The sequence below is a fragment of the Hydrogenophaga sp. L76 genome, assembly GCF_057654755.1.
Map to the genome: position 1 here is coordinate 4,481,878 of NZ_CM172807.1, position 14,243 is coordinate 4,496,120.

Genomic DNA, 14,243 nt, shown 5'->3' on the forward strand with positions numbered 1-14,243 from the left:
TAAGATGTACCCATCCAATCGCTTTGCAGACGAATCCGCCATGAATACCCTTCGCCTCACGCTGCGACAGCTGCAGATCTTCGTGGCGGTTGCGCGCAGCGGCACTACCACGGCAGCCAGCGCCGAGATCGCGCTGTCGCAGTCGGCCACCAGCTCGGCCGTGAATGAACTTGAGCGGCTGCTGTCGCTGCACCTGTTTGACCGCGCGGGCAAGCGCCTGCTGCTCAACGACAACGGCCGTGCGTTACTGCCGCGGGCCCTGGCGCTGCTGGACGGTGCCGCCGGCATCGAGCTGATGTCCCGCGATGGCAGCGCCCAGGCCCAGTCGCTGCGCATCGGCGCCAGCACCACCATCGGCAACTATGTGCTGCCCAGGCTGCTGGCCCGTTTTGTCGCAGCGCAACCGGGCCATGCCAGTGCCTGGCGCTCAAAGGTCGTGATCGGAAACACGGCGGCCATCTGTGACGCGGTCGCTGCGTTTGAACTGGACGTGGGCCTGATCGAAGGGCCTTGCCACCAAGCGGCGCTGGCCGTCACGCCATGGCACCAGGACGAGATGGTGGTCGTTACATCGCCCGACAGCGCGTGGGCACGAATGAGCCTGGCCGGCGAGCGGGTGCCAATGCGGACACTGCGTGAAGGGGTCTGGCTGGTGCGTGAGTTGGGCTCGGGAACGCGCGAGGCCACCGACCAAAGTCTGCTGCCCCACTTGCGCTCCTACCGTCGAAGCATCGAGCTGGGAAGTTCGGAGGCGATCAAACATGCGGCCGAGGCGGGTATGGGCGTGGCCTGCCTTTCGTCGTGGGTCGTGAGCGACGCTTTGGAGGCCGGCCGCCTGTGCCGCATCGCCACGACCTTGCCGCGGCAGCTCCGACAATCTCACCTGGTCGTGCATCGCGACAAACAGCCCACCGCTTCGCTGCTGGCATTTGTCGACCAGGTATCTGGCGCCGAGAACACGGCGCCATGAAATGTGACTCCATCGAGGTCAGGCCTGAGCAGCTCGCCAGTCGGCGCTCAAAGCTTATCCACGCACCTTCAACGAGATTCACGGCAGGCTCACCTGCACAAATGCCGGATGCGGATGGCGAGGTCAAGACTGCCGCATATCCACATACCGCGCGCGATGTCTTGGGCATTGCGATCCAACGGCCACCCCTTGTCTCCTTCTTTATTTGCGGCGAGAGCAATGATCAGAATGTTGCAACAGCATCAGGTCAAAGTGAACTATTGCCCGTCTATCACGCACTTTGAGGAGCACTGGGAACCCGGGTGGCGGGTATTGCGCTACGGACACTGAAGGACCAAAAGAAGTGATTCGCCCTCCCTGCTGGCGCTTGAAGAAGGCCTGCCCATGGTCCAGAACACCGTTTCGTCCGTGACGCAAAGGGCCATTCCAGAACTTTGCACTTCGCTACAGTGCCGAACGACCGGTACAGGTAATCGATCGGTCGCTTGAGATCCTGACCGGTAAGCGACCGCTTGCGTTGGCGCCCATGGACTCTGCCGTCGAACCTAAGTGGCAGCAATCAGCCTACTGCAGGCACACGGCCTGCCATCGCGACGGGCTGTTGATGGCGGGCTCCACACAACTCAACAACTCGACGTCCAGGTATCAGCGTCCAGTCATGGCCCCTGAAATCCCATGGAACAATCCGCCCATGACCCGGCCACCGCTCCACACCGCCCTCTCCGAGGCCCTAGGCCACGCCCCCAGCGACAAGCGCTTGGAGGTGCTGCGCCGGGTGGGCGAGACCGGCTCCATCTCGCAGGCCGCGCGCGATGCGGGCATCAGCTACAAGGCGGCCTGGCAGGCCATCGACACACTGAGCAACCTGAGCGGGCAGACGCTGGTGGACCGCACGGTGGGCGGCTCCGGCGGTGGCGGTGCGAGCATCACGCCGCAGGGGCTGCAGCTGCTGGCTCTGGCGGACGAGCTGGCCCAGGCGCGTGAGGCCGTGTTGACGCGCTTTGCTGGTGGGTCATCTGGTCTGCGTTTTGGTCTGGGTTTGCGCACCAGCATGCGCAACCAGTTGCCTTGCCGTGTCGAAGCGGTGGAGCCGCTGGGGCAGGGCGATCCCACGGTGCTGGTGCGGCTGCGCACGCCGGGGCAGGCACTGCTCACGTCGAGCGTGACGCGTGAGAGCGCCGATCTGCTGGGCCTGCGCGCGGAGCTGGAGGCGCTGGTGTTGTGCAAGGCCACGGCGGTGCGGGTCGGCCGGGATGAGGTGGAAGACGCGCCGGGCCAGTGTGTACTGCCCGGTCGCATTCAGCGGCTGGCGCGCGGGCAGGGGCGTGACGAGGTGGTGCTCGCGCTGGACGGTGGCGGTCAGTGGGTGGGCTTTGCGGAGCACCCGTTCGCGGCGCGCAAAGGGCAGCGGGCCTGGGCTTCGATGGGCGTTTCGGCGCTCGTGGTCGGTCTGGCGGGGTAACCGGCATCCAGCGTTGGCAACCTTGTTCATATGAACGGGTGTGCCGTACCAGGCTGGCACAGTGCGCTGCGGCTTGGGCCTGAATGGCGCAACCCTTCACTTTGTGTCGTCAAAAAAGTGAGCAATCGTCTCAATTTGAGTCGGTCTTCTGGCGTGGCACGGAAGTTGTGGTGATGAAGGCAGCCCATCGGGCGATTCACCTTTTCTCCACCATCCCAGAGGACGACACACATGATTTACGCAGCCCCAGGCGTCACCGGCGCCAAGATCGCCTACAAACCGCGCTACGACAACTTCATCGGTGGCGAGTGGGTCGTGCCGTGCAAGGGCCAGTACTTTGACGTGATCACGCCCGTGAGTGGCCAGGTCTACACGCAAGCCGCGCGTTCCACCGCCGAAGACATCGAACTCGCGCTCGACGCCGCCCACGCCGCCGCCGACAAGTGGGGCAAGACCGACGCCGCCACGCGCTCCAACCTCCTGCTGAAGATCGCCGACCGCATCGAGCAGAACCTGGAGCTGCTGGCCTACGCCGAGACCGTGGACAACGGCAAGGCGATCCGCGAAACGCTCAACGCCGACATCCCGCTGACCGTCGACCACTTCCGCTATTTCGCTGGCTGCGTGCGCGCGCAGGAAGGTGGCGTGAGCGAGATCGACGAGAACACCATGGCGTACCACATCCAGGAACCGCTGGGCGTGGTCGGCCAGATCATTCCCTGGAACTTCCCCATCCTGATGGCGGCCTGGAAACTGGCGCCTGCCATCGGCGCCGGCAACTGCGTGGTGCTGAAGCCGGCGGAGTCCACCCCGATCTCGATCCTGATCCTGGCCGAGCTGATCGCCGACCTGCTGCCACCGGGCGTGCTGAACATCGTCAACGGTTACGGCCGCGAAGCCGGCATGCCGCTGGCCACGAGCAAGCGCATCGCCAAGATCGCCTTCACCGGCTCCACCACCACTGGCCGTGTGATCGCCCAGGCCGCTGCCAACAACCTGATCCCGGCCACGCTGGAACTGGGCGGCAAGTCGCCCAACGTGTTCTTCGCCGACATCATGGACAAGGACGACGCCTTCCTCGACAAGGCTGTCGAAGGTCTGGTGCTGTTCGCCTTCAACCAGGGCGAGGTCTGCACCTGCCCGAGCCGTGCGCTGATCCAGGAAAGCATCTACGACAAGTTCATGGAACGTGTCCTGAAGCGCGTGGCCGCCATCAAACACGCCAACCCGCTCGACACCGACAGCATGATGGGCGCACAGGCTTCCAAAGAACAGCTGACCAAGATCCTGTCGTACCTGGAACTGGGCAAGGCCGAAGGCGCCGAAGTGCTGGCCGGTGGCGGCCAGGCCCACCTGGGTGGTGATCTGGAAGGTGGCTACTACGTGCAGCCCACGCTGTTCAAGGGCCACAACAAGATGCGCATCTTCCAGGAAGAAATCTTCGGCCCCGTGCTGGCCGTGACCACCTTCAAGGACGAAGCCGAAGCCCTGGAAATCGCCAACGACACGCTGTACGGTCTGGGCGCTGGCGTGTGGAGCCGCAACGGCAACGTGGCCTACCGCATGGGCCGCGCCATCAAGGCGGGTCGCGTGTGGACCAACTGCTACCACGCCTACCCGGCACACGCCGCGTTTGGTGGCTACAAGGAATCGGGCATCGGCCGTGAGACCCACAAGATGATGCTGGACCACTACCAGCAGACCAAGAACCTGCTGGTGAGCTACAGCGAACAGAAACTCGGTTTCTTCTGATCCACCCGGATTGAAGTGAGATCCAAGGGGAGCTGGCAACGGCTCCCCTTTTTGCCTTTTCAGAACAAGGAGACAAGTCATGGTTGAAAAAGTCATTGCCACGCCGGCCGCGGTCGAGTTGATTCAGTTCCTCAAGACGAAGCACGGCCCCGAGCTCATGTTCCACCAGAGCGGCGGCTGCTGCGACAACAGCGCGGCCAACTGCTACCTGCCCGGCGAGATCACCATGGGCGCGGGCGACGTGTACCTGGGCCACATCGGTGGTTGCCCGTTCTACATCGGCAGGGCCCAATACGCGTACTGGCGCCACACCCAGCTCATCATCGACGTGATCGAAGGCCATGGTGGCACCTTCTCGCTGGAAGGGCCGGAGGGCAAGGCGTTCCACACCCGCTCGCGCGTGTTCAGCGAGGCCGAGATGGCCGATCTGGCTGCGCAGGAGGCGCAAGAAGCGGCCAGCGGCGGCTGATCCGCGGGGCAGGTGTTCCATTCCTGAACAGGGGGGCGATGGATCCGCATGGCACGGAACTTGTAGTCAGAATCGGGCAAACAGAGGCAACACCGCACTGGCGCACATCCGCATGCGCCGGGCTCTCCACCGGAGACCGACATGACCCGATATCCCACGAACAAGACCCGCTGGCCCCTGAACCGCCTGGCCGCTGCCGCGTTGCAGACCCTGGCCCTTACCAGCACCGGCCTGGCCGGTGCCCAGACCCTCTCCGAAGTGGTGGTCACCGCCAACCGCGAGGCGCAGCAGAGCTTCGACGCGCCCGCCGCCATCCAGGGCGTGGGCCGCGAGACCATCGAAGCCGCCGGGCCGCAGGTCAACCTGTCCGAAGCCATCAACCGCATTCCGGGCATCACGGTGCTCAACCGCCAGAACTACGCGCAGGACCTGCAGCTGTCCATCCGCGGATCGGGCTCTCGCTCACCGTTCGGCATCCGCGGCGCGCGGCTGATCGTGGACGGCATTCCCGCCACCATGCCCGACGGGCAGGGCCAGGCCTCCACCATCAGCCTGCCTTCGGCCCAGCGCATCGAGGTGCTGCGCGGCCCGCTGGCCCAGCTGTATGGCAACGCGGCGGGTGGTGTGCTGCAGGTGTTCACCGCCGATGGCCCGGCGCGGCCGGAAGTGCGCACCAGCGTGGATGCGGGCAGCGACGGCTTGCGCCGCTACGGCCTGCAGGCCGCGGGCCAGAGCGGATCGCTCAACTACCTCATCGACCACAGCGACTTTTCCACCGACGGCTGGCGCACCAACAGCGCCGCCAAGCGCCGCCACACCAATGCCAAGCTGCGCTGGACAGCCAGCGAAAACACCAAAGTCACGCTGGTGGCCAACGCCTTCGACCAGCCGGTGTCGGGCGACCCGCTGGGTCTCACGCGCGAGCAGTTCGAGGCCGACCCGCGCCAGGCGGTGGCGAACTCCACGCTGTACCACGCGGGCAAGGACGTGTCGCAAAACCAGGTGGGCCTGGTGGTGGACCACAAGCTGGATGCGCAGAGCGACATCAGCGCCCGCGTCTACAGCGGCCAGCGCGACCTGGACAACCGCCTCTCCATCCCCCTGTTTGTGCAGACCGCGCCCACGGCCGCTGGCGGCGTGGTGCAGCTGGACCGCCGCTACAGCGGGGCCGGCCTGCGCTACACGCGCCGCATCCCGGCCGGTGAGGGCCAGGTGCAGCTGACGGCGGGGCTGGACCATGAGCGCATGAGCGAGCGCCGCCGTGGTTTCATCAACAACCTGGGCGAACAAGGCGCGCTCAAGCGCGACGAAGACGACAGCGTGCACAGCACCGGCCTCTACACCCAGGCCGACTGGGCCATCAACGAAGCCTGGAGCGCGGTGGCAGGGCTTCGCGCCAACCGGGTGAACTTCCGCGTGCAGGACTTCTACATCCGCCCCGGCAACCCGGACGACAGCGGCCGCGCGGAGTTCAGCGCCACCAACCCGGTGATCGGCATCACGCGCCACCTGAGCGCCGACACCAACGTCTACGCCAACGTGGGCCGCGGTTTCGAGACGCCGACCTTCACCGAAATCGCCTACACCGCCAGCGGCAGCGGCCCCAACCTGGGCCTGCAATCGGCGCGCAGCACCCACGCCGAGATCGGCGTGAAGACCCGGCTGGCCGAAGGGCACCGGCTCGACGCGGCGCTGTTCCACATCGGCACCACCGACGAGATCGTGGTGGCCTCCAGCAGCGGCGGTCGAACCATCTACACCAACGCGGGCAAGACGCGCCGATCGGGCCTGGAAGTGGCCTACAGCGGCCAGCTGTCGCCCGAGTGGCGCACGCACGTGGCGCTGTCCACGCTGAACGCGAAGTTCGCCGACGCCTTTGCCAGCAGCAGCGGCGGTGTGGTGGCCGCCGGCAACCGCATTCCCGGCACCGTGGACCGCAGCCTGTTTGCCGAGCTGGCCTGGCAGCCGCGCGCCGTGCCCGGCATGACCGCCGCGCTGGAGCTGGTGCACCAGGGCAGCATGGTGGTGGACGACCAGGGCAGCGACCGCACCGATGCGGCCACCGTGTTCAACCTGCGCGTGGGCTTCGAGCAGAAGCTGGGGGCCTGGACGCTGCGCGAACACCTGCGGGTGAACAACCTGGGCGACAAGGCCTATATCGGCTCGGTGATCGCCAACGACGGCAACAAGCGCTTTTTCGAACCTGCGCCAGGTCGGCAGTGGGGCCTGGGCCTCTCGGCCACCTACGCTTTCTGATGGCGCTGGCCGCTCAGCGCCTGCTTAGGCCCAGCGCCTGAGGGGGCGCCCAGCCCAGGGCACCGCCGGGCCGGCTTTGCCGGACGGCCAGTGCCGCCCCCTTCAGGGGGTAGCGCGAAGCGCTGCGGGGGTGTTCTTCAGACGCCAGGCTTTTCCAGCGCCCGCAGCACCTCGGTCTGGAAGTCCGGCCCCTCGGCCGCGGACATGAAGGCGTCGATCGAACCGTCGAAGCGCACCGTGCCCTGGTGCAGCAGCATCAGGCGGTCGGCCACCCTGGCTTCTTCGATCAGGTGCGTGGCCCAGAGCACCGCCATGCCGCGGGTGTGGCACAGGCCGCGCACGGTGTCGAGCAGGTGCTGGCGCGAGGCCGGGTCCAGCCCCACCGTGGCCTCGTCCATCAGCAACACGGCCGGTTCGTGCAACAGGGCGCGCACCAGTTCCACCTTGCGCCGCGTGCCGCCCGAGAGGCTGCGCACCACGGCCTTGGCCTGATCGCCCAGGCCCATGGCCGCCAGCCCGTCGGCGATGCGCTGCTTGGCCACCGCGCGCGGCAGGCCGTGCAGGTCGGTGTGGAACAGCAGGTTGGCCATCACCGAGAGGTCCATGTCGAGCGCGCTCTGCTGGAACACCACGCCCAGCGAGGCGAGCGCGCGGCTGGGGTGGCGCTGCATGTCGTGGCCCATCACCACGATCGTCCCCTGGTCCGGGCTGAACAGGCCGGTCAGCAGCTGCAGCAGGGTGGATTTTCCCGCGCCGTTGGGCCCCAGCAGGGCCAGCATCTCACCGGCCTGCAGCGCCACGTTGACGCCCTTGAGCGCGGGTTTGCCGTTGTAGGCTTTGTGCAGGTTCTGCGCGGTCAGCAGGCAGGTGTCTGTCATCGTTCGGGTGTTCGTGGTGGAGCGGTCAGCCGGCGGGGCGGGCCAGCAGGTTCATGCGTTTGAGCAGGCGCTTTTCATGCTCCACCGTGGCCAGCACGGCCTGCCGGTAGTCGTGCGTGTTGAGGTAGTCCAGGCCCTGATCGTACTTGGCCAGCGCGGCCTGGTGCCGCTCGCTGAACATGGCGCGGCGGAACACATCGTGCAGCTTCTGCACCACCGCCTCGGGCGTGCCGCGCGGTGCGGCCAGGCCCCAGGGCGAGGTGTAGACCGCCTGCTCGTAGCCCAGCTCGCGCATCGTCGGCACCTCGGGCCAGCGTGGGCTGCGATGCGCGCTGAACGTGGCCAGCAGGCGCATCTGGCCGCGGTCCACCCAGGGCGCGAAGCCGGTGGAATTGACGCCGGCCATGATCTGTGCACCCGCGATCGCCAGCATCTGGTCGGCCGTGCCCTTGTAGGGCACGTGCACATAGCTCACGTTGTGCTGCAGCAAAATTTCTTCCATCGCCAGGTGCGCCGTGGTGCCGATGCCGGTCGAGCCCAGCACCAGTTCGCCCGGGTGCTTCCGGGCCCAGTCCACCAGATCGGCGAGCGTTTTCCAGGGGCTGCTGGCGGGCACCAGCACGCCGAAGGTGACGCCCGACACCTGCAGGATCGGGCTGAGGTCGGCCACCGGGTCCCAGGGCACATGGTTCATCAAGGCATGGCGGTACACCGTGATCGGCACCTGACCGATGGTGTGGCCGTCGGGCTCGGCGGCCTTGAGCAGTGGCGCCACCTGCGTGCCCGCCGCACCCGGTTTGTTGATGACCACGATGGGCTGGCCCAGCAGCGGCTCGGCCTCCTCGCACAGCACCCGCAGCGTCAGGTCGGTCTGGCCGCCCGCGGGCCAGGGCACGATGAGCTGCAGCGGTTTGTTGGGCCACGTGGCTGCCACAGAGCTGCCCGGCTGCGCCAAGGCGCGGGGCAGGGCGGATGCGAAAGCGAGCGATGCGCCCAGGCCCATGAAGCCGCGCCGTGAAACCCCGATCGTGCAGTGCTGGAACGCATCGAGGGTTTTCCCTGTGCCATTTTTGAACGCTGGGCGTGACGGTATGTGTCTCATGGGGCGGTGTTTGTGTCTCCAGCGCCCGGGAAAGCCCCGGGCACCGGCGGTTTTCAGGCAATTTCTGTTCCCGTGCGCCTGGCACCGTTTTTGCAGATCGCTCGTGCGCACCTCGACGTGCGCCGGACGAACACCGTTCGCCGATACCCAACAAGACTGGAGACTTTTCATGCCCCTTCGTGCCCGGATGGCCTCTGCCCTGCGCGCCGTGTCACTCGCCACAGCAGCCGCCTCGCTCGCCTTGTCTGCCCAGGCCCAGGGTGCCGGCAAGGTCTATGTGTCCAGCGAGAAGGACAACAAGATCTATGTGTTCGACACCCAGGGTGAGCGCACCGGCGCCATCGACGTCTGCAAGCGTCCGCGCGACATGAGCTTCAGCGGCGACGGCCAGCAGATCCTCGTGATCTGTGGCGACAGCAACGCCATGGGCCTGGTGGATGTGGCCACCGGCAAACTGGCCGGCACGGTGCCCCTGGGCGACAGCCCCGAGATGTTCGACCTCAGCCCCGACGGCAAGACCGCCTACGTGTCGATCGAAGACGAGAACGTGGTGGCCGCCTACGACATCGGCACGAAGAAACCCCTGTTCGAAGTCAAGACCGGCGGCGAGCCCGAAGGTGTGCTGGTCACGCCCGATGGCAAGACCGCGTACGTCACCTCCGAAGTGGCCAACGTGGTCCACGTGATCGACCTGGCCACGAAGAAGGTCACGAAGAACATCAAGGTCGGCAAGCGCCCGCGCCGCTTTGTGCTGTCACCCGACGGCGCCGAACTGTGGGTCACCAACGAACTGGATGCCACGGTGAGCGTGGTCGATACCAAGACCCACACCGAAAAGCAGAAGATCAAGTTCGAGGTGAAGGGCATGCGCGAGGCCGACATCACGCCCGTGGGCATGACCATCAGCCCGGACGGCAAGAGCATCTGGGTCGGGCTGGGCAAGGCCAACCATGTGGCGCAGATCGACGTGTCCACCAAGGCGGTGAAGAGCCAGGTGCTGGTCGGCAAGCGCGCCTGGGGCATGGGATTCCAGCCGGATGGCAAGACGCTGTACGTGGCCAATGGCTTGTCCGATGACATGACGCTGGTAGACGCTGCGAGTGGCAAGGCGATCAAGACGGTGCCGGCCGGACGGGTGCCGCACTCGATCCTCGTCGCGAAATGACCCCCCCCCGTTGCTTGCTCGCTGCGCGTAGCCGCATCCCCCCCCGGGGGGGCGCTCCCAGCGGCCCGGCGAAGCCGGTTCCGCGGGAGCCCTGGACGGGGCTGTGGCGCTCGACCGCTCTGGCTTTGATGGGTGCCTTTGCGTTCTCTGCCTTCGCAGCCACCAAGATCACCATCGCCGTGGTGTCGCTCGATGGTGATCCGCGGCACGCGCCGCGGCGCATGGAGAAGGCTTACCCGGGGCACCCGGCGGGGCGGTCCATCGACGGTGTGTCGCTCGCGGCGGCCGATTCGGCGTTCGAGCTGGACGCCGCCGGACTGGAGCTGGTGGTGAAGGACGTGGTCTTGCCCAACGCCGCTGCGCTGCCCAAGGCGCTGGCCGAGTTGAAGGCTCTGAGGGTGCAGCACGTGGTGGCCGATCTGCCGCTGGCCGAGTTGCGCGCGCTGGTGCAGGCCGCGCCCGCTGCACTGGGCGGTGCCATTGTGTTCAACGCCGCGCTGGACGACGACAGCTTGCGCGGCGCCCAGTGTGCCGCCCACCTGCTGCACACGGCGCCCAGCCGCGCCATGCTCGGCGACGCGCTGGCGCAGTACCTCGCTGCGCGCAACTGGCGCAAGGCGCTGCTGCTGCAAGGCCCCTTGCCCGGCGATGCGCTGATGACCGAGGCCTTCAATCGCTCGGCCAAGCGCTATGGTGTGAAGGTGGTGGCGCAAAAACCGTTCAAGCTCACCGGCGATCCGCGCGAGCGCGACCTGGGCAACACGCGCCTGCTCACCGGCGACCGCGAACACGAGGTGGTGGCGGTGATGGACAGCGACGGTGAGTTCGCGCGCTTGTTGCCGTACGCCACGCAGTGGCCGCGCCCAGTGGTGGGCGCCAATGGCCTGGTGGCCGCAGCCTGGCACCCGCAGTGGGAACGCCACGGCGGCCCGCAGCTCAGCCGCCGTTTCTTCAAGCTCGCGCAGCGCCCCATGCAGGGCCACGACTGGGCGGCCTGGGCGGCGGGCCGCGCGCTGGCCGCCGTGCTGGCCGAGAACCCGAAGGCGCCGGTGGTGCAGCAGCTCAAGGCGCTGCGCGGTGGCAGCACCACGCTCGACGGCTTCAAGGGCCGCAGCCTGTCGTTCCGCGCCTGGGACGGCCAGTTGCGCCAGCCTTTGTTCCTGAGCCATGTGGACGGCGTGGTCGGCACCGCGCCGCTCGACGGCGTGTTGCACCCGAAGGAAGTGCTCGATACCCTGGGCGTCGATGAACAGGAGAGTGCATGCAAAGCGCGCCCATGAACGTGTCCGTGATACCGCTCGCAGCGCCCTCGCTGCCCCTGCATCTGCTGCGCGCGCTGCGCGCGGTGGTGGGCCGCGAGCTCAATCGCTTCCTGCGCCAGCCCACGCGCCTGGGCTCGGCGCTGGTGCGGCCGCTGTTGTGGTTCGTGGTGTTTTCGGCCGGCTTCAACAACGTGTTCGGCGTCGCCATCGTGCCGCCCTACGAGACCTACATCGAATACAAGGCCTACATGGTGCCCGGCCTGCTCGGCATGGTGGCCCTGTTCAACGGCATGCAGAGCTCGCTTTCCATGGTCTACGACCGCGAGATGGGTGTCATGCGCCTGTTGCTCACCGCGCCGCTGGCGCGTGGCTGGCTGCTGGCCTTCAAGCTGCTCGCGGGCACCTGCCTCTCGGTGCTGCAGATGGGTGTGTTCCTCGCCATCGCCTGGGCCTTTGGGGTGGAGGTGCCGCTGGCCAACCTGCCGGGGCTGCTGATCGCCATGGCCTGCGGTGCCACGATGCTGGCTGCGCTCGGGCTGATGCTCTCGGTGTACGTGAAGCAGCTGGAGAACTTTGCGGGGACCATGAACTTCGTGATCTTCCCCATGTTCTTCATCAGCCCCGCGCTTTACCCGCTGTGGAAGCTCGAAGAATCGGGCGCGTGGTGGCTGCTGAGGCTCGCGGAGTGGAACCCGTTCACCCACGCGGTCGAGGCCATGCGCTACGCCATGGTGGGGCAGTTCACGGCGCTGTCGTGGTCGGTGGTGGTGGGCTGCGGCGTGGTGTTTTTCGTGGCTGCATTGTGGGGTTACGACCCGCAACGCGGCTGGGTCAAGAGCAAGGGAGGCGGTGGATGAACCCGATCATTCAACGCCGCCATCTGCTGGGCAGCGGCTTGCTTGGCGCGTTGGTGCCCGCTGCTCTACGAGCACAAGTCGATCAGACCGGTGGCGACCCACTGGGCTCCATGCAGTACCCCAGCCTGCGCGAGCAGACCATCGGCAAGGCGAGTGCGAAGTTCTCCGACGCGGTGACGATCAAGGGCCCGGCCTTTGCCGACGACGCGATGAACGTGCCGCTGCTGGTGGACGCGCGCGGACTCGGCCAGGTGGGCGGCGGCGTGGCGCGCATCCGCGTTGCGGTGGACCGCAACCCGGTGCGCCAGGTGCTGGACTTCGAACCCCTGCGCGCGCTGCCCATGCTGGCCTTCCGCATCCGCATGGAGCAGGCCTCGCCCGTGCGCGCCTTTGTGCAGACCAAGGACGGCCAGTGGCATGTGGGCAGCACCTGGGTGCAGGCGGCGGGCGGTGGCTGCACGGTGCCCGGCCTCACGCGCGCCGACGGTTCCTGGAGCAAGACCCTGGGCCAGGTGCAGGCACGTTTTTTCAACAACGTGCTCGAAGGCAGCCGGCGCCTGCGCGTGCGCGTGATGCACCCCATGGACACGGGGCTGGTCGCGGGCATTCCGGCTTTCTACATCGAAGAGCTGCAACTGGTGGACAGCTCGGGCCAGGCCTGGTGGAAGCTGGCGCTGCACGAACCGGTTTCGGAAAACCCGCTCATCACATTCGAGCTGCCGCCGCAGGTGGTGAGCGGCCTGCGGCTGGTGGGGCGCGACAACAATGGCAACCGCATCGACGCCGAGGTGGGTGCATGAACTTCGCGGAGGGCGTCGGTACCCGATGGAATCCGTGGTGGTTGACGGCGCTCGTGCTGGCGGGCAGCGCGCAGGCGCAGACCATCGCCGTGCCGGCTCCGGCATCGAAGCCCGACGCGGCCACGTTCAACTACGACCTGCAGCCGCGCCAGATCGCCGAGGGCACCTGGGTCATCGAAGGCGCCGTGCAGGACTTCAGCCGTGCCAACGGCTGCAACATCATCAACACCGCCTTCATCGCCACCGGCGCGGGCGTGGTGGTCATCAACACCGGGCCTTCGCGCCTGTATGGCGAGCAGCAGCGCCGCGCCATCGAACGTGTCACCCGCGAACCGGTGCAACGCGTGCTGGAACTCAACCTGCACCCCGACTATTTCTTCGGCAACCAGGCCTGGGCCGACCGGCCCACGCAGGCGCTGGCCGGCAGCATCAGCGGCATGCAGGCCGAAGGCACAGCCTACGCCGACAACCTCTACCGCCTCTGCGGCGACTGGATGCGCGGCACCGAGTCCACGCCCGCGCGCGAAGCCGTGTTGCCGCAGACCCTGCAGCTCGGCCAGCACAAGCTGGAGCTCAGGCGCCTGCACGGCCACACCGCGGACGACCTGGTGCTGCTCGACCACCGCACCGGCGTGCTGTTCGCCGGGGGGCTGGTGTTTGCCGAGCGTGTGCCGACCACGCCGCACGCCGACTTCGCCGCCTGGCTGAGCAGCCTGGACACACTGGAGCAACTGATCACCAGCGGCCAGGTGAAATCCGTGGTGCCCAGCCACGGCCCGGTGCACACGGGCCTGGCCGGTGTGCAGCAGACGCGCGACTGGCTGCAGTGGCTGACCACGCTCATGCAGACCAGCGCCGAGCGCGGGCTCGACCTCGGCGAGGTGCTGGGCACGCCTGTGCCACAGCGCTTCGCGCACTGGGCCGCGCAACCCGCCGAGCTGCACCGCTCGCTCACGCAGTGGTACCCGCGCTACGAGCTGCGGGCGTTGATCAAGCCCTGAGCAGCCACCGGTGTTGCAGCCCGACCGGGTTGCAACGTGGGCACTGCGACATTTCTGAACACTGTCACAAGGGTGTCTCTTCATCCGGTTCGCGTTTGGCGCATTTGCAGGCGTCCGGGGCCGCTGGCGTGGCCTCGTGGGGGTATTTCGATCAGTGAAAACCCTAGGCTTTGGCGGGTATCGGTTGCTGGCACAGAAGTTGCCATTTCTGCTTGCGTGCATGCCCCGGCTGGAGAGGGACAACACCAGCGAGCCGCTGGGGCGGCACG

General features: G+C 67.1%; 12 protein-coding genes. 10 read left to right on the forward strand and 2 right to left on the reverse strand.

Going from position 1 to position 14,243, the window contains the following annotated elements:
- The first annotated feature begins 40 nt into the window (after positions 1-40).
- The 5 genes from AC23D4_RS21920 (at position 41) to AC23D4_RS21940 (ending at position 6,909) form a co-directional block, all read left to right on the forward strand.
- Complete coding sequence (locus AC23D4_RS21920; RefSeq protein ID WP_287878803.1) at positions 41-970, forward strand: LysR family transcriptional regulator; 930 nt, start codon at positions 41-43, stop codon at positions 968-970.
- A 691-nt stretch (positions 971-1,661) separates the two neighbouring features.
- Positions 1,662-2,432 carry a TOBE domain-containing protein gene (locus AC23D4_RS21925; protein ID WP_472887780.1) on the forward strand — a complete coding sequence of 257 codons (771 nt, stop codon included), beginning with the start codon at positions 1,662-1,664 and terminating at the stop codon, positions 2,430-2,432.
- A gap of 231 nt (positions 2,433-2,663) precedes the next feature.
- Positions 2,664-4,184 (forward strand): acetaldehyde dehydrogenase ExaC, encoded by a 1,521-nt coding sequence (gene exaC / locus AC23D4_RS21930; RefSeq protein ID WP_472887781.1) that lies wholly within the window; start codon positions 2,664-2,666, stop codon positions 4,182-4,184.
- A 79-nt stretch (positions 4,185-4,263) separates the two neighbouring features.
- Entirely contained in the window at positions 4,264-4,653 is a 390-nt protein-coding gene (locus tag AC23D4_RS21935; protein ID WP_472887782.1) for a DUF779 domain-containing protein, read from the forward strand.
- Positions 4,654-4,794: 141 nt separating this feature from the next.
- The gene (locus AC23D4_RS21940) at positions 4,795-6,909 is read left to right on the forward strand and encodes a TonB-dependent receptor family protein (protein ID WP_472887783.1); all 2,115 of its coding nucleotides are present in this window, start codon (positions 4,795-4,797) and stop codon (positions 6,907-6,909) included.
- Positions 6,910-7,046: 137 nt separating this feature from the next.
- Here the strand turns inward: AC23D4_RS21940 and AC23D4_RS21945 are convergent, their stop codons facing one another.
- Together AC23D4_RS21945 and AC23D4_RS21950 are read right to left on the reverse strand one after the other, a co-directional pair.
- Complete coding sequence (locus AC23D4_RS21945; RefSeq protein WP_472887784.1) at positions 7,047-7,787, reverse strand: ATP-binding cassette domain-containing protein; 741 nt, start codon at positions 7,785-7,787, stop codon at positions 7,047-7,049.
- A 25-nt stretch (positions 7,788-7,812) separates the two neighbouring features.
- A complete protein-coding gene (locus tag AC23D4_RS21950; protein ID WP_487623669.1) occupies positions 7,813-8,790 on the reverse strand; it encodes a tripartite tricarboxylate transporter substrate binding protein in 978 nt (325 codons plus the stop codon).
- Between the two features lie 268 nt (positions 8,791-9,058).
- Here AC23D4_RS21950 and AC23D4_RS21955 point away from each other — a divergent pair, with 268 nt between their 5' ends.
- The 5 genes from AC23D4_RS21955 to AC23D4_RS21975 all read left to right on the forward strand — a co-directional run bounded on the left by AC23D4_RS21955 (position 9,059) and on the right by AC23D4_RS21975 (position 13,974).
- The gene (locus AC23D4_RS21955) at positions 9,059-10,054 is read left to right on the forward strand and encodes a PQQ-dependent catabolism-associated beta-propeller protein (RefSeq protein WP_472887786.1); all 996 of its coding nucleotides are present in this window, start codon (positions 9,059-9,061) and stop codon (positions 10,052-10,054) included.
- A gap of 128 nt (positions 10,055-10,182) precedes the next feature.
- On the forward strand, positions 10,183-11,334 hold the full coding sequence (locus tag AC23D4_RS21960; protein ID WP_472887787.1) for a type 1 periplasmic-binding domain-containing protein: 1,152 nt from the start codon (positions 10,183-10,185) through the stop codon (positions 11,332-11,334).
- The gene (locus AC23D4_RS21965; protein ID WP_472887788.1) at positions 11,316-12,173 is read left to right on the forward strand and encodes an ABC transporter permease; all 858 of its coding nucleotides are present in this window, start codon (positions 11,316-11,318) and stop codon (positions 12,171-12,173) included. Before AC23D4_RS21960 ends, AC23D4_RS21965 begins: the two co-directional genes overlap by 19 nt.
- Complete coding sequence (locus AC23D4_RS21970; protein ID WP_472887789.1) at positions 12,170-12,973, forward strand: quinoprotein dehydrogenase-associated SoxYZ-like carrier; 804 nt, start codon at positions 12,170-12,172, stop codon at positions 12,971-12,973. The genes AC23D4_RS21965 and AC23D4_RS21970 overlap by 4 nt, the downstream gene beginning before the upstream one ends.
- The gene (locus AC23D4_RS21975; RefSeq protein WP_472887790.1) at positions 12,970-13,974 is read left to right on the forward strand and encodes a quinoprotein relay system zinc metallohydrolase 1; all 1,005 of its coding nucleotides are present in this window, start codon (positions 12,970-12,972) and stop codon (positions 13,972-13,974) included. Before AC23D4_RS21970 ends, AC23D4_RS21975 begins: the two co-directional genes overlap by 4 nt.
- Positions 13,975-14,243: the final 269 nt, after the last annotated feature.